11 protein-coding genes, 1 tRNA gene and 1 pseudogene are annotated in these 17,122 nt (G+C 67.5%); 4 read left to right on the forward strand and 9 right to left on the reverse strand.

The window, feature by feature from the left end:
- Window positions 1-32: 32 nt before the first annotated feature.
- Window positions 33-106: transfer RNA gene (locus tag B2R83_RS02645), tRNA-Arg, on the reverse strand.
- 157 nt (window positions 107-263) lie between these two features.
- Between B2R83_RS02645 and B2R83_RS02650 the strand changes: the two genes are divergently transcribed.
- Window positions 264-4,145: a sensor histidine kinase gene (locus B2R83_RS02650; RefSeq protein WP_292038149.1), complete on the forward strand. Its 3,882-nt coding sequence runs from the start codon at window positions 264-266 to the stop codon at window positions 4,143-4,145.
- Window position 4,146: 1 nt separating this feature from the next.
- Here B2R83_RS02650 and B2R83_RS02655 read toward each other — a convergent pair whose 3' ends face one another.
- Window positions 4,147-5,094, reverse strand: a complete 948-nt coding sequence (locus B2R83_RS02655; protein WP_292038151.1) for a D-2-hydroxyacid dehydrogenase — start codon at window positions 5,092-5,094, stop codon at window positions 4,147-4,149.
- A gap of 268 nt (window positions 5,095-5,362) precedes the next feature.
- Here B2R83_RS02655 and ligD point away from each other — a divergent pair, with 268 nt between their 5' ends.
- A complete protein-coding gene (gene ligD, locus B2R83_RS02660) occupies window positions 5,363-8,014 on the forward strand; it encodes a DNA ligase D (protein ID WP_292038152.1) in 2,652 nt (883 codons plus the stop codon).
- Between the two features lie 160 nt (window positions 8,015-8,174).
- Here the strand turns inward: ligD and B2R83_RS02665 are convergent, their stop codons facing one another.
- Together B2R83_RS02665 and B2R83_RS02670 are read right to left on the reverse strand one after the other, a co-directional pair.
- On the reverse strand, window positions 8,175-9,638 hold the full coding sequence (locus B2R83_RS02665; RefSeq protein ID WP_292038154.1) for a catalase: 1,464 nt from the start codon (window positions 9,636-9,638) through the stop codon (window positions 8,175-8,177).
- A 92-nt stretch (window positions 9,639-9,730) separates the two neighbouring features.
- Window positions 9,731-11,191 (reverse strand): App1 family protein, encoded by a 1,461-nt coding sequence (locus B2R83_RS02670; RefSeq protein WP_292038155.1) that lies wholly within the window; start codon window positions 11,189-11,191, stop codon window positions 9,731-9,733.
- Window positions 11,192-11,338: 147 nt separating this feature from the next.
- Here B2R83_RS02670 and B2R83_RS02675 point away from each other — a divergent pair, with 147 nt between their 5' ends.
- Together B2R83_RS02675 and B2R83_RS02680 are read left to right on the forward strand one after the other, a co-directional pair.
- Entirely contained in the window at window positions 11,339-11,911 is a 573-nt protein-coding gene (locus B2R83_RS02675; protein WP_292038156.1) for a hypothetical protein, read from the forward strand.
- A 112-nt stretch (window positions 11,912-12,023) separates the two neighbouring features.
- Window positions 12,024-13,070: a S41 family peptidase gene (locus tag B2R83_RS02680; RefSeq protein WP_292038158.1), complete on the forward strand. Its 1,047-nt coding sequence runs from the start codon at window positions 12,024-12,026 to the stop codon at window positions 13,068-13,070.
- A 24-nt stretch (window positions 13,071-13,094) separates the two neighbouring features.
- On the opposite strand, the gene B2R83_RS02685 is transcribed toward B2R83_RS02680, so the two are convergent.
- The 5 genes and pseudogenes from B2R83_RS02685 to B2R83_RS02705 all read right to left on the reverse strand — a co-directional run.
- Window positions 13,095-13,328, reverse strand: a complete 234-nt coding sequence (locus B2R83_RS02685) for a hypothetical protein (RefSeq protein WP_027868149.1) — start codon at window positions 13,326-13,328, stop codon at window positions 13,095-13,097.
- 3 nt (window positions 13,329-13,331) lie between these two features.
- Window positions 13,332-14,405, reverse strand: a complete 1,074-nt coding sequence (locus B2R83_RS02690) for a Ku protein (RefSeq protein ID WP_292038159.1) — start codon at window positions 14,403-14,405, stop codon at window positions 13,332-13,334.
- Between the two features lie 9 nt (window positions 14,406-14,414).
- Window positions 14,415-15,308 (reverse strand): SDR family oxidoreductase, encoded by an 894-nt coding sequence (locus tag B2R83_RS02695; RefSeq protein ID WP_414674342.1) that lies wholly within the window; start codon window positions 15,306-15,308, stop codon window positions 14,415-14,417.
- Window positions 15,197-16,360, reverse strand: coding sequence for a DUF4011 domain-containing protein (locus B2R83_RS24010; protein WP_414674343.1), 1,164 nt, complete (start codon window positions 16,358-16,360; stop codon window positions 15,197-15,199). Before B2R83_RS24010 ends, B2R83_RS02695 begins: the two co-directional genes overlap by 112 nt.
- Before the next feature lie 252 nt (window positions 16,361-16,612).
- Window positions 16,613-17,122, reverse strand: a pseudogene (locus tag B2R83_RS02705) (GMP synthase (glutamine-hydrolyzing)); the annotation flags it as partial.

Below are 17,122 nucleotides of genomic sequence, written 5' to 3' on the forward strand. Positions count from 1 at the left end.
CAGATCTTTCAATCTGGTCCCTCATATTCGGGCGCGGCTGGCAGGAATCGAACCCACGACCCCTTGGTTCGTAGCCAAGTACTCTATCCAGCTGAGCTACAGCCGCCCGAGGCACGCATTATAGCAGCGCCTTGTTATTTCCGGAAGCCTCAATTTTTTTCCGTAGGCAAACCCGCTCTGGTAGATTAGCCGGGTTGGAACCTGATGAGACACCTATGTTTGCCTTGAAGCCGGGAGCGCGCCTCGCTCTGGTAGCGCTATGTATGCTGTGCCTGTGGGCGGGCAGCGCCTTCGGCGCGCCGCGCAGCCTGCGCTTCGAACGCCTGTCGATCGAGGAGGGGCTGTCGCAGCAGTCGGTGCTGACCATCCTGCAGGACCGGCGCGGTTTCATGTGGTTCGGCACGCAGGCCGGCCTGAACCGCTTCGACGGCTACCGCGTCACGGTCCATCGCAACGACCCGAACGACCCCGCCAGCATTCCCGATAACTATGTGCTCGCGTCCTACGAGGACGAGGAGGGCAGGCTGTGGTTCGGCACCAAGGGCGGCCTGAGCCGGTTCGACCACGCCACCGGCAAGTTCATGCGCTTCGCGGCGCCCGGCGCCGGCGCCGGCGCTCCGTATACCGGCAACCGCGCCGTGCTGGCGATCCAGCCGGCGCCGGGCGGCGGACTGTGGCTCGCCACCGGCGACGGCCTGCAGTACCTCGATCCCGCCAGCGGGCGCCTGCGCGCCTACCGCCATGACCCGGCCGATCCGCGCACCCTGCGCGACAACCGCGTCAATGCCCTGGCGCTGGATGGCCGCGGCCACCTCTGGATCGGCACCGCGGCAGGGCTGGACCGGCTGGTGCCCGGCGCCGACCGCTTCGAGCACCATGACCTCGACCCGGAAGACCTGCAGCGCAATACCGTGCTGGCCCTGTCGATGGGCCCGCGCGATACGCTTTGGGTCGGCACCGCGGCCGGGCTGGAAGCCTGGCGCCTGGGCGACGGCGCGGCCGATGCGCGGCCGCAGCGGCGCCGCATCGGCAGCCAGCTCGGCATGGAAGAGTCGCGCATCAACGCGCTGTACCACGACCGCGGCAACACCCTGTGGGTCGGCACCGAACTGGAAGGGCTGAAATGGCTGGACCCGGCGACCGGGCGCTTCCTCAGCTACCGCAACGACCCGGCCGATCCGCACACGCTGTCGGACAACCAGGTCACCGCGATGCTGGTCGACCGCACCGGCACCCTGTGGGCCGGCACCCAGTTCGGCGGCGTCAGCCGCACCGACCTGGCCAGCGGCGGTTTCGCGCGCTATGGCGGCAACGAGGGCCTGGGACGGGCCAAGGTACGCGCCATCGCCGAGGATCCGGACGGCGCGGTCTGGATCGGCACCACCGGCGACGGCCTGATGCGGATGGCCCGGCCGGGCGGGCGGATCGAGCGCGTCGGCCAGGGCGAGCTGCCGGGCGAGGTGGTGAGCGCGCTGGCGCATGCGCGCGGCCGCACCTGGATCGGCACCCCGACCGGCCTGGCCTGGGTTGATGCCGCCAGGCGCTTCGGCCAGACCGGGCTGGGCGCCAGCCCGGGCGCCAACTATGTGCAGGCGCTCCACGCCGGCCGCAGCGGCACGCTGTGGATCGTCACGCGCGGCGGCCTGGCCGCGCTGCTGCCGGGGCAGGCGCATGGCAAAGACCTGGTGCGCACCTGGCGCCACGACCCCGACGACCCGGGCAGCCTGGGCGAGAACTACGGCTTCACGGCGCTGGAAGACCGCCGCGGGATCGTCTGGATCGGGACCGAGACCGGCCTGGAGCGCTACGACCCGGCGAGCGGGCGCTTCACCCACTATCGCCCCGACCCGCACAACCCGAACGGCCTGCGCCACGGGCGCGTCTATCACTTAATGGAGTCGGCGCGCGGCGAACTGTGGGTCGGCACCGCCGGCGGCCTGCACCGGATGGAAGCCGGAAAGGAAGGAGTGCGTTTCCGTTTCTACCCGTTCAACAAGGGCCCGGAGGCGCTGCCGATCGGGGCGATGATCGAGGACGAGCACGGCTTCGTCTGGGCCAGCACGACGGCCGGCATCACGCGCGTCGATCCCGCCACCGGCGCCACCAAGAACTACACCGCGAAGGACGGCCTGGTGGACGGTTCCTATTTCGTCGGCGCGGCCATGCGCGGCCGCGACGGCCAGTTCTGGTTCGGCGGCACCACCGGCCTGACTTCCTTCCTGCCGGACGCGGTGCGCGACAACCCCTATGTACCGGAAGTGGTGATCACCGACTTCCTGGTGCTGAACCGCTCGCGGGCCACGCCCAACTTCCACGAACAGTCCGCCCTGACGCTGTCGCACCGCGACACCGTGTTCACCCTCGAATTCGCGGCCCTGCATTATGCCGACCCCGAAGGCAACCGCTACGCCTACCAGCTGGAGGGCTTCGACCAGGGCTGGGTCGACACCGACGCGCGGCGCCGCTATGCGACCTATACCAACCTGGATCCGGGAACCTATGTGTTCCGGGTCCGGGCCAGCAACAAGGACGGCGTCTGGAGCGCGCAGCCGGCCTCTCTCACGATCACGATCACGCCGCCGTTCTGGAAGACCCCGTGGTTCCGCACGCTCGCGGTGCTGGCCGTCCTGGCGCTGTTCACTGCCGCCTACCGCCTGCGCGTGCGCGGCCTGGTCGCCCAGAAGCTGCTGCTGGAACACGAGGTGGGCGTGCGCACCGTCGAGCTGCGGCGCCAGAAGGAATCGGCCGAGCGGCGCAAGCAGGAGGTCGAGCAGCAGAAGGAAGTGGTGGAGCAGGCGCACCGCAACATCGCGCTATTGTCCGACATCGGGCGCGCGGTGACGGCGAACCTCGAGCTCGAAGCGATCATGCGCACGCTCTACGAGCAGGTGCATGCGCTGATGGACGCGAGCCTGTTCGCGGTGGTGCTGCGGCATCCCGAGCGCGGCGCCATCGAATATGCTTATGCGGTGGTCGACGGCGAGCGCCGCGAGGCCTTCGAGCTGCCGGAAGACCCGGACCGGATTCTCGCCGCCTGGGCCATCGTGCGCGGGCGCGAGGTGCTGGCCGGCGAGCTTCCCCAGGAGCTGCCGGACTACCTGCCGGGCTTGCCGCCTGAACAGGCCGGCGAGATCGCCTTGCCCTGCGCCTGGCGCGCCGGCATGGCGCCGCGCTCGCTGCTCCTGGTGCCGGTGCTGGTGGGCGAGCGCGTGCTGGGCGCGCTGACGGTGCAGAGCCCGGCCGCCCGGGCCTACGGCCAGGTGCACCTCGACATGCTCGAGACGCTGGCCGCCTACGTCGGCGTGGCGATCGACAATGCCAGCGCCTACCGCCAGCTGCAGGATACCCAGGCACAATTGGCGGCGCGCGAGAAGCTGGCCTCGCTCGGCTCGCTGGTGGCGGGCGTCGCCCACGAGCTGAATACCCCGATCGGCAACAGCCTGCTCATGGCCAGCACGCTGCAGGAGAAGACGGGCGACATCGCCGCGCGCTTCGACAGCGCCAACCTGCGCCGCTCCGAGCTGGCCGACTACATGGCGGCCTCGCGCGAAGCGTCCAGCCTGATCATGCGCAGCCTGCACAATGCGGCCGAGCTGGTGAACAGCTTCCGCCAGGTGTCGGTGGACCAGGCCAGCGCCCAGCGGCGCCGCTTCGACCTGGCCCAGGCCTGCCAGGAGATCGTCGCTACCCTGATGAACACCGTGCGCCTGGCCGGACACCGGCTCGAGCTGCGCGTGGCGCCGGGAATCGTGATGGACAGCTTTCCGGGCCCGCTCGGCCAGGTCGTGATCAACTTGGTCAACAACGCCCTCTTGCACGCCTTCGAGGGGCCGGGCGGCAGCATGGTGCTGGAAGCGGCGCCCTGCGAGGGCGGGGTGCGCATCACCTTCCGCGACGACGGGCGCGGCATCCCGCAAGGCGACCTGTCGCGCATCTTCGATCCCTTCTTCACCACGCGCATGGGACAGGGCGGCACCGGTCTGGGACTGAACATCAGCTGGAACATCGTCACCACGCTGCTGGGCGGATCGCTGCGGGTGGACAGCGCGCCGGGGCAGGGCGCGGCCTTCATCCTCGAGCTGCCGCTGCGCGCGCCGGACCCGCAGGCGCTGCAGGCGCCGCCGGAAAGCGTGCCCGGGCGCTAGCTCATGCGACCACGTTGATCGGCCGGCCGGCGGCCCAGGCTTCGATGTTATCGACCAGCATGTCGGCCAATGTCTGCATTGCCCCGCCGCTGGCCCAGGCCACGTGCGGGGTCAGGATGAAGTTCGGCAGGCGCAGGCGCAGCAGCGGGTTGTCGGGCAGCGGCGGCTCCTGGCTCAATACGTCGAAGCCGGCGCCGCCGATGCGCCCCTCCTGCAGGGCCGCGGCCAGCGCCGCCTCGTCCTCCAGGCCGCCGCGCGCGGTGTTGATCAGGAGGGCATGCCGCCCCATGAGGCCCAGCTCGCGCGCGCCGATCAGGTGGCGTGTGGCTTGCGTCAGCGGCAGGTGCAGGCTGACGACGTCGGAGCTGGCCAGCAGTTCGTCGAGCGGCAGTTCGGTCACGCCAGGCTCGGCTACCTTCGAGCGCGAGGTGGCGGCGATCTCCATGCCGAAGGCGCGCCCGAGCTGCGCCACTTTCTTTCCCAGCGCGCCGTAGCCGACGATGCCGAGCCGGCTGCCGGCCAGGTCGCCGATCGGGTGGTCCAGCAGGCAGAAGCGGGTCGAGCGCTCCCATTTGCCGGCCTCGACGTCGGCGACGTAGGCTCCCAGGTTCCGGCGCAGCGCCAGCAGCAGGGCGAAGCAGTGTTCGGGCACGGACACCAGGGAATAGTTGCGGATGTTCGACACCACGATGCCGCGCGCCCGGCAGGCCGCGAGGTCGACGTTGTCGGTGCCGGTGGCGGCGATGGCCACCATCTTCAGGTCGGGCAGGCGCTCGATCGCGGCCGCGCGCAGCGGCACCTTGTTGGTGACGGCCACGCTTGCCCCGGCCAGGCGTTCCACGACCTGGTCTTCCGCCGTGCCGGCATGATCCTGCCAATCATGGCCGAAAGCGGGGGCGCGGACCCGGGCCTGCAGGCTGTCGCGGTCGAGGAAGACGATTCTGGGCATGGCGTGCTCGCGGATGGTCAAAGCCACATTGTAGACGCCATCGAAACGATGGCGTCGAATACGACAAAGGACAGGGCGAACCTGTCCTTTGGATATGGTGGGGCCCGAGCGGCCTGTTATGTACTGCTGAACCCTCAACGGCTGCGCAGGCCGGGCGGTTGACGGGCTTACATTTGCTTACAAAGGAAGGCAGGGTTAGCTGGCGTACAGTCGCGCCAGCCGGGCGCGGCCTACACTGGACACACGACCGTAGCCGGGGAGGTGCCACATGCCAGACGCGCTCAAACTGTACAAGGCCAAGCGCAATTTCGACATCACGTCCGAGCCCCTTGACGGCGGCGCGCCCAGTACCGAGGCGTTGACCTTCGTCATCCAGAAGCACTGGGCCACGCGCCTGCACTACGATTTCCGGCTGGAACTCGACGGGACCATGAAGAGCTGGGCCGTCCCCAAAGGACCGAGCTACGACACCCACGACAAGCGCATGGCCGTGCACGTCGAGGACCACCCGATTTCCTATTCCGACTTCGAAGGCACCATTCCGCCCAAACAATATGGCGCGGGGAAGGTCATCATCTGGGACAAGGGCACCTGGGAACCGGTCGGCGATCCGCACGAGGGCTACCGCAAAGGCAACCTGAAGTTCGTCATCCACGGCCACAAGATGCACGGGCGCTGGGTGCTGGTGCGCATGAAGGGCCGCGGCGGCGACAAGCAGGAACCCTGGCTCCTGATCAAGGAGAACGACGAGCACGCCCGGCCGGCCGAGGAATTCTCCGTGGTCGACGAGATGCCCGACAGCGTCAAGGACCTGCCGATGCCGAAGCCCGCGCGCGGCAAGGTGACGGCGCTGAAGGCCGAGGCGGCATCCGAAGCCCAGTCGGAAGACGTGCGCAAACCGGCGCGCAAGCGGACTGCCGCCGCCAAGGCCGGCGCGAAGTCCACCGGCACATCCACGCGCGCCAGGAAGGCCGCCGCGCCCAAGCTGCCGGAAGGCGTCGTCGAGGCAGACCTGCCCGAAGCCTTCACGCCCGAACTGGCGACGCTGGTCGACGCTCCGCCGCTGGACCCGGAAAACTGGGTATTCGAAGTCAAGTTCGACGGCTACCGCATGCTGGCGCGGGTCGAGAAGGGTATGGTTCGGCTCATCACGCGCAACGCCAACGACTGGACCGACAAGCTGGCGCCGCTGCGCGATGAACTCGAGCGCATCGGACTGCCGGACGGCTGGTACGACGGCGAGATCGTGGTCCACGACGAGAACGGCAAGCCGAACTTCGGCCTGCTGCAGCTGGCCTTCGATGGCGTGCGCACGGCCGATATCGTCTACTTCCTGTTCGACGCTCCCTATTGCAACGGCTACGACCTGCGCGACGTGCCCCTGGTCGAGCGGCGCGCCGCGCTGGAACAGATCCTCAAGAAGGCGAAGTCGGACAAGGTGCGCTTCTCCGCCGAGTTCGGGACCAACCCGGACGAACTGGTGGTGGCGGCCTGCAAGATCGGCCTGGAAGGCGTGATCGGCAAGCGCCGCGATTCGCGCTACGTGTCTCGCCGCTCGCCCGAGTGGATCAAGCTCAAGTGCGGCCTGCGCCAGGAATTCGTGATCGGCGGGTATACCGACCCTAAGGGCTCGCGCAAGGGCGTCGGCTCGCTGCTGCTCGGGACTTACGACCGCGAAGGCGTGCTGCGCTACGCGGGCAACGTGGGCTCGGGCTTCAACCATGCATCGCTGATGGACATCAAGGAGCGCCTGGAAGCGCTGCGTACCGACGACAGTCCGTTCCCGCCGCGCGCGGTGCCGGGGCGCCAGCATCACTGGGTCAAGCCGGTGCTGGTGGCCGAGGTGAGCTTCTCGGAATGGACCAGTACCGGTTCGGTGCGCCATCCGGTGTTCCAGGGCCTGCGCAAGGACAAGCCAGCCAAGGGCATCACACGCGAGGAGCCGCGCCACATCGAGGACATCGACGAGGGCAAGAGGCGGGCCGAGGCGCCCGACGAGCCGGTGTCGCCGCCGCCCGCCGGCCTGCACCGCAAGCTGCCTGACACGCTGCGGGTCACCAATCCGGAGCGGGTGGTCGACCCGTCCACCGGCCTCACCAAGCTGGACATCATCCGCTACTACGCGCTGGTGGGCGAGCTGATGATGGAACACCTCAAGCGCCGTCCGCTGACCCTGGTGCGCGCGCCGGCCGGCATCGGTGCGGAGCTGGTGTACCAGAAGCATGCCGACGTGAAGAAGCTGCCGGGCGTGAAGCAGATGGACCAGGCGCTCGATCCGGACAATCCACCGATGCTGGAGATCGCCGGCGTGGAGGGCATCCTGTCCCTGGCGCAGTGGAACGCGATCGAGCTGCATACCCAGAATGCGCTGGCCATGAGCTATGAGACGCCGGACCGCATGGTGTTCGACCTCGACCCGGGCGAGGGGGTGGAATGGAAACAGATGCAGGAAGCAGCGCAGATCATGCACGCCTTCCTCGACGAGCTGGGCCTGCCGTCTTTCCTGAAAACCAGCGGCGGCAAGGGCCTGCACGTGGTGGTGCCGGTGAAACCGGAATACGGCTGGGATACCGTGAAAGCCTTCTCGCAGGCCATCGTGCGCCACCTGGCGGCGACGCTGCCGGACCGCTTCGCCTTCAAGAGCGGCCCCAAGAACCGGGTCGGCAAGATCTTCATCGACTACCTGCGCAACGGCCGCGGCGCGACCACCATCAGCGCTTGGGCGGCGCGCGCCCGGCCCGGGCTGGGCATTTCGGTGCCCCTGGCATGGGACGAGCTGGCAAAACTCAAGTCGAGCGCGCAGTGGACGGTGGCAAACGTGCACACCCGGCTGGACAAGGGGAATGAGCCGTGGGCGGGGTATGCGAAAGCCGCGAAAGGGCTCACCAAGGCGATGAAGATACTGGGATTTGACGAGTAGGTGAGACGCTTGCGGCTGTTCAAGCAAAATTGGGTCCCCGCCTGCGCGGGGACGACGGTATCGAGGTTGGCAGCTATGGAGAGGATTTCTCTGTGCTAGCCGTAAAACCGTCGTCCCGGCGGAGGCCGGGACCCAAGTTCGCACCTGAGCTACCAAGGTTTCACTCGACGTTACGGCCCAGCGCCTTCAGCGAGGCTCGCACGCCCCGCCCGTAGGCCGGATCCGCCTTGTCGAACTGGCGCAGCTGGCGCTGCAGGATATCCTCGTCCACCCCGCTGAGCGGCCCTGCCAGGTTGTCGCACAGGTTCTGGCGCGCCGAGGGGCTCATCAGGCGGAACAGGTTGCCGGCCTGGGTGTAGTCGTCTTCCATGCCGCGGAAATCGTAGCGGCCGGCGTCGCCCGTGATCGGCAGTTCCGGCTCGCCATGACCCATGCCCAGCGCTCCGCGGCCTACCGAATCGACGGTGGCGTAGTTGCGCGCTGCGCCGCCGTTGGCGGTCGCCATCGCGCCGTCGCGCTGCTGGTTGTGGAAGGGGCAGCGCGGGGCGTTCACCGGCAGGTGCTGGTGGTTGGTGCCGACCCGGTACAGCTGGGCGTCGTGGTAGGCGAACAGGCGGCCCTGCAGCATCTTGTCCGGCGAGTAGCCCAGGCCGGGCACCACGTTGGCCGGCGAGAACGCCGCCTGTTCGACTTCGGCGTGGTAGTTGTCCGGGTTGCGGTTCAGCTCGAGCACACCCACCGGCAGCATCGGAAAGTCGCCGTGCGGCCACACCTTGGTCAGGTCGAAGGGGTTCCAGCCGGTGCGCCCCTCCCAGTCGGCCAGCTGCTGTTCGCTTGCTACCTGCACCTTGACGTCCCACTGAGGGAAGTCGCCGCCCGCGATCGCCTCGAACAGGTCGCGCTGGGCGTGGTCCGGGTCCGTGCCTGCAAGTCGCACCGCGTCGGCGGCGCTGAGGTTCCTGATGCCCTGGCGGGTCTTGAAGTGCCACTTCACATACACGCGTTCGCCGGCTTCGTTGATCAGGCTATAGGTGTGGCTGCCGAAGCCGTCCATGTGGCGGTAGCCGTCCGGGGTGCCGCGATCCGAGAACAGGATGGTCACCTGGTGCAGGCTTTCCGGCGCATTGCTCCAGAAATCGAACATCATGTTGGCCGATTTCAGGTTGGTTTGCGGATCGCGCTTCTGGGTATGGATGAAGTCCGGGAACTTGATCGGGTCCTTGATGAAGAACACCGGGGTATTGTTGCCGACCAGGTCCCAGTTGCCTTCCTCGGTATAGAAACGCAGGGCGAAGCCGCGCGGGTCGCGCTCGCTGTCGGCGCTGCCTTTTTCGCCGCCCACGGTCGAAAAGCGCAGGAACACCGGGGTGGTCTTGCCGACCTCGGAGAACAGCCTGGCCTTGGTAAAGGGACGCAGGTCGTGGGTGACGGTGAAGCTGCCGTAGGCGCCCGAGCCCTTGGCGTGGACCACGCGCTCGGGAATGCGCTCGCGGTTGAAGTGCTGCAGCTTCTCGATCAGGTGGAAGTCCTGCAGCAGCAGCGGGCCGCGCGGGCCGGCGCTGAGCGAATTCTGGTTGTCGGCGACCGGGATGCCGGAAGCGGTGGTAAGGCGGGGCTGGCTCATCAGGAATCTCCTTGTTGTGTAGTCAATAGGGAGATTCTATGGCTCAACGGAGCATTAATAAATTAAATTAATTGAATCAGCTCCATAGTTTTTCACAATCCTGTTTTGGCAGGGGGGGCGTTGTCGTCCTCCCGCTTGTCCGAGCGGATCCCGGGAAGTCGGTCGACCGCGATCAGGCCCTCGGCCGCGGCGTGGGAGGCGGCGAACACGCTGTCGGGCGAGAGCACCAGCTGGGTACCGGTGGCGCTCACCTCGTCGATCAGGCGGTCGAGCGCATCGATGCGCGAGGGATCGGGGTTGACGTTGCGGATGTAGATCATCCTGACCGCGCCCGGATGGCGGCGCACGACCTCGGCATAGATCTCGGGGTCCTGTTCGCCGCTGTCGCCGATCAGCACGAACTGCATGCCGGGATAAAAATCCAGGATGCGCTCGATCTGTTCGAGCTTGTGGTTGCCGTGCTCGTTGATCTTGAGCACCTGGCGCACGCTCAGCTCGCGCAGCAGCAGGGGCCCGAGCGGGATGTCCTGCAGCTTGAGGAAGTCGACCAGGGGCCCGAACAGGTGCCAGGGGCTGCTCGAGACGTAGAACAGGGGATTGTCCTCGCTGCCGCTGGCACCGTCGCGCAGGGCGCGGTAGAAGCCGGCCACGCCCTTGAAGGGCTTGCGCGTGTGGTGGTTGGTGCGGGCCAGCATCAGCGCCATGTTCAGCTTGTTGGTGACATTGGTCCAGAGGACGGTGTCGTCGATGTCGCTGATGATGCCGAAGCGGGCGCTGGCGGCGGGGACGCGGATCTCGCTTGTCGCGCGCAGCGGCTGGCCGTCGGGCTGCAGGTTGTCCGGGAATTCGAGTTCGACCGCGTGCCAGCCGCCGCCAAGTTCGGCGGCGGGGACGAAGTCGAAGGAAAAGTAGCCGCCGCCATCCGTGTGGGTTTCGTGGGTGGCGCCGGCAAAGTGCGCCAGCACGCGCGCACCCGCCACCTCATCCGATTCGAGCCGGCGGTACAGGGCGACCAGGTTCTGCCAGCCGCTGTCGGTGTCGCTCTGCTCGCGGAAGGCCGCCTCGTCCAGCAGGCGGCCCTTGAGCCACACCCGTCCGGCATTGCCGAAGCCGAGGTAGGGCACGGCCATCAGGCGGCGCCCGCTTTCCGGCGCGCTCAAGCGGCGCAGGGCGGCGCTGGCGAAGGCGCCGGCGCCGCGCGCCAGGCGCTGGCGTAGCGGCGTGGCGGGTACCACCTCCCGGCTGGCTTGCTGCAGCTTGTCGGCGGCATTGGCCGCCGTGGCGGCACGCGGCGTGCCGCGTTCCACCCACACGCTACCGCGCGCAGTGCGCGTCAGGAGCAGGGCCTGCTGCACCTGCTGGGGCTTCATCGGATCGACCGGCGTGGCCATCACGTGCACCGCCGTGCCCATCTCGCGCAGCCGCGCGATCTCCGTTTCCGACAGCAGGCCGGGATTCAGGAACAGGCTGGCCTTGCCGAGGTCGACCCTGGCCGCGATGTCGTCGAAACCGGCACGGGTCAACACGAGGAAGGGCATGGCGCTGTTGGGCATGGTCGCATCTGGCGTAGTCGGGTTATGCCAAGTATCGCGCACGCGCGGCGAAGGGCACGCACGCTACGAGACAATTGTGGGGCACGCTTCGTGCACACCACGCTTCTCTGGCAAGCTGGAGTGCCTACCTCATACCGCCGGCCGACCATGAACATCGTATGCATTGCCTGGGGCTCCCTGTTGTGGAAGCCCGCCCCCCTCAAGCTGGCCTCGGGCTGGCATCCCGGCGGTCCACGCCTGCCGCTCGAATTCGTGCGCAAGAGCGACGACAGCGCGGAAGTCGCCCTGGTGCTGTGCGAAGGCGCGCGCCCCATGCCGACCTATTGGGCCTATCTCGATGCCTCCGACCTCGATGCGGCGCGTGCGATGCTGGGCGAGCGCGAGAAGATCGCGCCGGGGCGGCCCGACTACATCGGCAGCATCCCGCCAGTGGATGGAGCCCGCAGCGACGAGCGCATCGCCGCCTGGCTGGCGCGCATGCGTCTCGACGCCGCCGTGTGGACCGCGCTGCCGGCGAAGTTCGACGGGGAGTCCGGACGGGTGCCGACGCCCGAGGAAGTGGTGCGCACACTCGATTGCCTGCCGGGCGAGGAACGTGCGCAGGCCGAGCGCTACGTGCGCTGCACCCCGCCGCATATCGATACCGCATACCGCCGCATCATCGCGGCGCGCCTCGGATGGCACGCTGCGCGTGATGCCCATGTCACCCGCACGCGCTAGGTTCTGCTGCGGCCTAGCAAAATAACATGCTAGGGAGTGGTAATTGATATGCCATTCTGTTTCCACTGGATTGTCTCGCTCATAGAAATGTTCGTTCACCCAGAGGAAAACAATGAAAAACATAGTGACCGTGATAGCGATCTCGCTGGTGCTGGCAGTGTTCTGGTTCGCCTTCAAGCCCCGGCCGGAGGTAGTGGTCGATCGTGCGATGCGCACCGCGATGATCGATGCGCTGGTGGCGGAGCTGAACGATCACTATGTCTTCCCCGACAAGGCGAGGCAGTTCGAGGCAGTCCTGCGCCAGCGCGAGCGGGAAGGCAGATACGATAAAACCAAGGACGGTTACCGGCTGGCGACGCAGCTCACGGCCGATATCCATGGCGTCGCGAAGGACCAGCACCTGAAGGTGCGCTTCGCTCCCGGGCTGGATCTGGTCAGCGAAATGGGAGCGACCCCGGCGGCGACGCGGGCGGAGTGGGTGCAGCGCACCAACTTTCTCGAGCGCCTGATGGCGCGCCGTACGGCAGCCCGTGAGGTGAAGACAGTCGGCCGTCTCGGCCCCGATGTGGGCTACCTGAAACTCTCCAGTTTTCCCGATGCTATCTCTGTCGCCGACAAGTTTGGCGCAGCGATGGACGAACTCGCCGATACCGAGGGCCTCATCGTGGACCTGCGCCAGAACGGCGGGGGCGATCCGAAAGCGGTGGCCCTCTTGATCAGCTATTTCGTCGACCGGCCCACACGTCTCAACGACATCTGGGATCGCGATACCGGGAACACATTCCAGCAGTGGACACACGACAAGCTCGCCGGCAAACGCTATGGCGGCGGCAAGCCGGTCCTGATCCTGGTCGGTCCGCGCACGGCGTCCGCCGGCGAAGACTTCGCGTACACGATGCAGGCCCTGAAACGCGCCACGGTGATCGGCGATCGCACCTGGGGCGGCGCCCACCCCATGAGCTTCTACCGCATCGGCGAGCATTTCTTTGCACAGATACCCAACCAGCGCGCCATCAATCCGATCACCGGTACCAACTGGGAAGGAACCGGCGTCACGCCGGATATCGCGGCGGCGCCGGCCAGTGCGCTGGGAGTGGCCAGGGACCTCATGCGGCGCCGGCTCCAGGGAAGCGCCGCGCTCGTCGCCGCCGCACCCTGACAGGTCGAGCCAGGGCCGCCGGCCTCAGGGTTCGTTCTTGACGATCCCGCGGATGTTCATGGCCATCAGCGCCGCCTGCAGGACGATCAGGGCCCAGGCTTCGTCGTGGATGCCCCACACGATCCACAGCACGTTACTGAGGATGAACATGGAAAAGCCGAACACACGCCGTTCGGCGCGCTTGGAGCCGATCAGGTAGGCCGCGAACAGGGTGACCAGCATTGCCGGCCACTGGAGGAAGTCGATGAATTCATCCATCCGTCACGCCGCCTTCCTGCGGCGCGGAGCGGCCGTCGATGGTGCGCCGGTGGACTTGGCGGCAGTCTTCCTTGCCGCCGGCTTGGCCGCGGCTTTGGTCGCGGTCTTGCGCTTCGGCGCCGCGCCGCTGGCGGCGACACGGTCGGTGCCGTGGGCGGCGGCCTTGCGCGCACGCGGAGGCGGGGCTTCCTCTTCGTCCCCGTCCTCGGCCGCGGGCCGGCGTTTCTTCGGCGGCGGCGGTTCGTCGTCGTCGTCATCATCAATGACCGCGGCCTTGCCGGGTTTCTTGCCGAGGCTGGCCTGAAGCAGCGAGACCAGGTCGATGACCTTGCCGGTCTCGCGCTTCGTTTCGCCCGGTTCGGGCATGGTGATGGTCTTGGTCTGGTGCGCCTTGACCTTCTTCTCGATCAGCGCCAGCACGTCCTCGCGGTAGGTGTCGTGGTACTGCTCGGGATCCCAGTCCTCGGCCATGCCCTGCACGAGGGCCATCGCCATCTTGAGTTCCTTGTCGGTGATCTGGGCTTTCTTGTCGTCGGCCGTGGGAATCTTGAGGTCGCCCGCGTCGCGGATCTCGTCGGCGTAGCGCAGCGTGTTCATGACGATGGTGTCGCCCACGCACACCAGCGCCGCCAGGTGCTGCTTGACGCGGATGACGACGCGCGCGATGCCGATCTTGCCTGCCTTGCGCAGGGTTTCGCGCAGCAGGGCGTAGACCTTGTCGCCGCCCTTGCCGGGGGCGAGGTAGTAGGGCTGCTCGAAGTAGAGCAGCGAGACGTCCTCGGCATCCACGAAGGCGAGGATGTCGATGGTCTGGGTCGCCTCCGGGTTGGCGCGCCGCAGGTCTTCGTCGGACAGCACGACGTATTCGCCGCTGGTGTACTCGTAGCCCTTGACGATGTCGTCCCAGGAGACTTCCTTGCCGTTGCCCTTGTTGTAGCGCTTGAAGCCGACTGGCGAGAAGTCGCGCCGGTCGAGCATGGTCAGGTCGAGCCCCTTGTTGTCGACCGCCGGGTACATATCGACGGGGATGTGCACCAGCCCGAAGCTGATCGCACCTTTCCACATGCTGCGCGGCATAACTCCTCCTTATTCGCCTACCTTGCCGGTCACCGGCAGGATGACCCCCGTGATGTAGCCCGAGCACACCGGCGAGGCCAGGAACACGTAGGCCGGCGACAGTTCCTCCGGCTGGGCGGGACGCTTGAAGGTGGTGCTGGCGCCGAATTCCTTGATGTCCTCGGGCGCCTGGTCGGCCGGGTTCAGCGGCGTCCAGACCGGGCCCGGCGCCACGCAGTTGACGCGGATGCCCTGGTCGATCACGCTGGCCGCGAGCGACATCGTGAAGGCGTGGATGGCGCCCTTGGTGGCGGAATAGTCGAGCAGCTTCTTCGAGCCTTTCAGGCCGGTCACCGAACCGGTGTTGATGATCGACGAACCTTCCTTGAGGTGGGGCAGGGCCGCGCGCGCCATGTGGAAGTAGCCGTAGATGTTGGTGCGGAAGGTCTCGTCCAGCCGCTCCTCGGTGATGTCCAGCAGCGAGCTGGCATGTTCCTGGAAGGCCGCGTTGTTGACGAGGACGTCGAGGCGCCCGAACTCGGCGACCACTTTCTCGACCGCGTCCTTGCAGAATGCGGCGTCCTTGACGTCGCCCGCGATGGTGACGCAGCGCCGGCCTTCCGCCTCGACGCAGCGCCTGGTCTCCTCTGCGTCCTCGTGTTCGTTCAGGTACATCACGGCCACGTCGGCGCCTTCGCGCGCGAACAGCACCGCGACCGCACGTCCGATGCCGGAATCGGCGCCGGTGACGATGGCGCTCATGCCTTCGAGCTTGCCGCTGCCCTTGTATTGCTCCGCCATGAACTTCGGCTTCATCTCCATCTGGGCCTCGATGCCCGGCTTGGCGAGGTGCTGCTCGGGCATCGGCGGGGCCGGCTGCTGGATCCCGGTCTGCACCGCCTCGTCGTTCTCCGCCTTCTGCATGCTGCCGTCCTGCTGGTCCTGGCGGCTCTGGATCGCCTTCTGCTCCTTTGCCACGTCATCCTGGTGTGCCATTGCGTACTCCCGTGAACGTTCAATCGACCCGTAGAGTATCGATGCGTCGCTCCATGCCGGACGGTGCGCTCCCACACACTCGCAGAACAATTCTTCACTATGCCCTCCCATGGCTTTATGGCAAACTTGCCAGCGTTTTTCGCAAACTGGCTCGCCAGGAAATAAAAGGAGAAGGGATGTCTCAGCAGGAAGGCGCAGGGCAGGCGTGCAGCGGCCTGTTCGTCAATCCGGCCGGGCAGCGCCGCAGCGCGTTCCAGCAAGCGTGCGCCGGACTGTTCGACGCCTTGCGCGTGGCCGATGGCGCCGAGCAGGCCCTTGCCATGCTGGCGCAGCAGCCGGCCGACGTGCTGGTGCTCGACCTCGAGTGCTTCGAGATCGGCATCGACCTGCCGGCGCTCGGCCAGCTGGTGGCGCAGCGCGTCCATGCCGCGCACCGGGTCGAAGCGGGCGATGGAGTAGGCGGCGGCGTGCACCGCCTGGGTGTCAATGGCGGCGTGGTGGTCGGCCTCGACCTGGCGGATGAACGCCGGGGAGACGATGGCCCGGCCCACCAGCTGCACGTCGTAGTCGTCCTGGTCCAGGTGGCGGGTCAGCTTGATCCGCCCGAGCATGATCGGGGCGGACAGCGCCTCGCTGCGCCCCTCATGGGTGGCGCGCCAGTTCGCCACGCCCGCGGCCAGGTAGCCCACGTCGATGCCGCGCTCGTCCCACAGTTCATCGATCTTCGCGTCCAGCGCACGGGCGGTGCGCTTGGCCACCGCGAACTGGTCCGCGTCATGCAGCAGGGTGGACAGGCGGGTGCGCCGCCCGGCCAGGAACTGGGCCAGGCCCGAGGGGTTGGCGTGGGTGATGTCGATGCTGTTGGAGGTCGACGGGGCGAACCGCAGCGTGGTGTCCGCGCCGGTCCCCTGCCCCAGGGTCTTTACCCAGCTGGCCACGCGTTCGGCGGCAGCAGTTCGGCCACTAGTCACGACTCTCATTCCCTTCGTTCGCTTCCCGTCGGCGGCCCCCGCCGATGCCGGGATCAGATTTTGCCCCCGTGCCGCGCGGTCGCCGCGGGCCGGTTTTGGCACACAACACGCCACTTCCTAAGGTAGTGCACGCACGGCCCAGTTCGGCTGTACGAAACACTGTTTAAGCGCCACGGGCGGAACCGGTGGCCGGCCGCGGCGGCGTGCGCCGCCGGCTGGCCTTTGTCCGATTCCGCCCGTGGGTGATCCGCTAGGGGCGGATCACTCCCATTCGATGGTTCCCGGGGGCTTGCTGGTCACATCCAGCACCACCCGGTTGACCCCGTCGACCTGGTTGGTGATCCGGTTGGAGATCCGGGCCAGCAGGTCGTAGGGCAGGCGGGACCAGTCCGCGGTCATCGCGTCCTCACTGGAGACCGGGCGCAGCACGATCGGGTGCCCGTAGGTGCGCCCATCGCCCTGCACGCCCACGCTGCGCACGTCGGCCAGCAGCACGACCGGCATCTGCCAGACCTCGTCATCCAGTCCGGCGTTGGTCAGCTCCTCGCGGGCGATCGCGTCGGCCTTGCGCAGGATCGAGAGGCGTTCCTCGTTCACCGCACCGATGATGCGGATGCCCAGGCCCGGGCCGGGGAACGGCTGGCGTCCCACGATCTCCTCGGGCAGGCCCAGTTCGCGGCCCACCGCACGCACCTCGTCCTTGAACAGGGTGCGCAGCGGCTCAACCAGCTCGAACTGCAGGTCCTCGGGCAGCCCGCCCACGTTGTGGTG

Source organism: Massilia sp. UBA6681 (genome assembly GCF_002454935.1).
In the GTDB taxonomy this organism is placed as follows: Bacteria; Pseudomonadota; Gammaproteobacteria; order Burkholderiales; family Burkholderiaceae_D; genus Telluria; species Telluria varians.

Coding starts and splice junctions, on each gene's coding strand:
- B2R83_RS02665 (WP_292038154.1), bottom strand. CDS start 9,638: ATGAGCCAGCCCCGCCTTACCACCGCTTCCGGCATCCCGGTCGCCGAC.
- B2R83_RS02685 (WP_027868149.1), bottom strand. CDS start 13,328: ATGGATGAATTCATCGACTTCCTCCAGTGGCCGGCAATGCTGGTCACC.
- B2R83_RS02690 (WP_292038159.1), bottom strand. CDS start 14,405: ATGCCGCGCAGCATGTGGAAAGGTGCGATCAGCTTCGGGCTGGTGCAC.
- ligD (WP_292038152.1), top strand. CDS start 5,363: ATGCCAGACGCGCTCAAACTGTACAAGGCCAAGCGCAATTTCGACATC.
- B2R83_RS24010 (WP_414674343.1), bottom strand. CDS start 16,360: ATGAGAGTCGTGACTAGTGGCCGAACTGCTGCCGCCGAACGCGTGGCC.
- B2R83_RS02675 (WP_292038156.1), top strand. CDS start 11,339: ATGAACATCGTATGCATTGCCTGGGGCTCCCTGTTGTGGAAGCCCGCC.
- B2R83_RS02655 (WP_292038151.1), bottom strand. CDS start 5,094: ATGCCCAGAATCGTCTTCCTCGACCGCGACAGCCTGCAGGCCCGGGTC.
- B2R83_RS02695 (WP_414674342.1), bottom strand. CDS start 15,308: ATGCAGAAGGCGGAGAACGACGAGGCGGTGCAGACCGGGATCCAGCAG.
- B2R83_RS02670 (WP_292038155.1), bottom strand. CDS start 11,191: ATGCCCAACAGCGCCATGCCCTTCCTCGTGTTGACCCGTGCCGGTTTC.
- B2R83_RS02650 (WP_292038149.1), top strand. CDS start 264: ATGCTGTGCCTGTGGGCGGGCAGCGCCTTCGGCGCGCCGCGCAGCCTG.
- B2R83_RS02680 (WP_292038158.1), top strand. CDS start 12,024: ATGAAAAACATAGTGACCGTGATAGCGATCTCGCTGGTGCTGGCAGTG.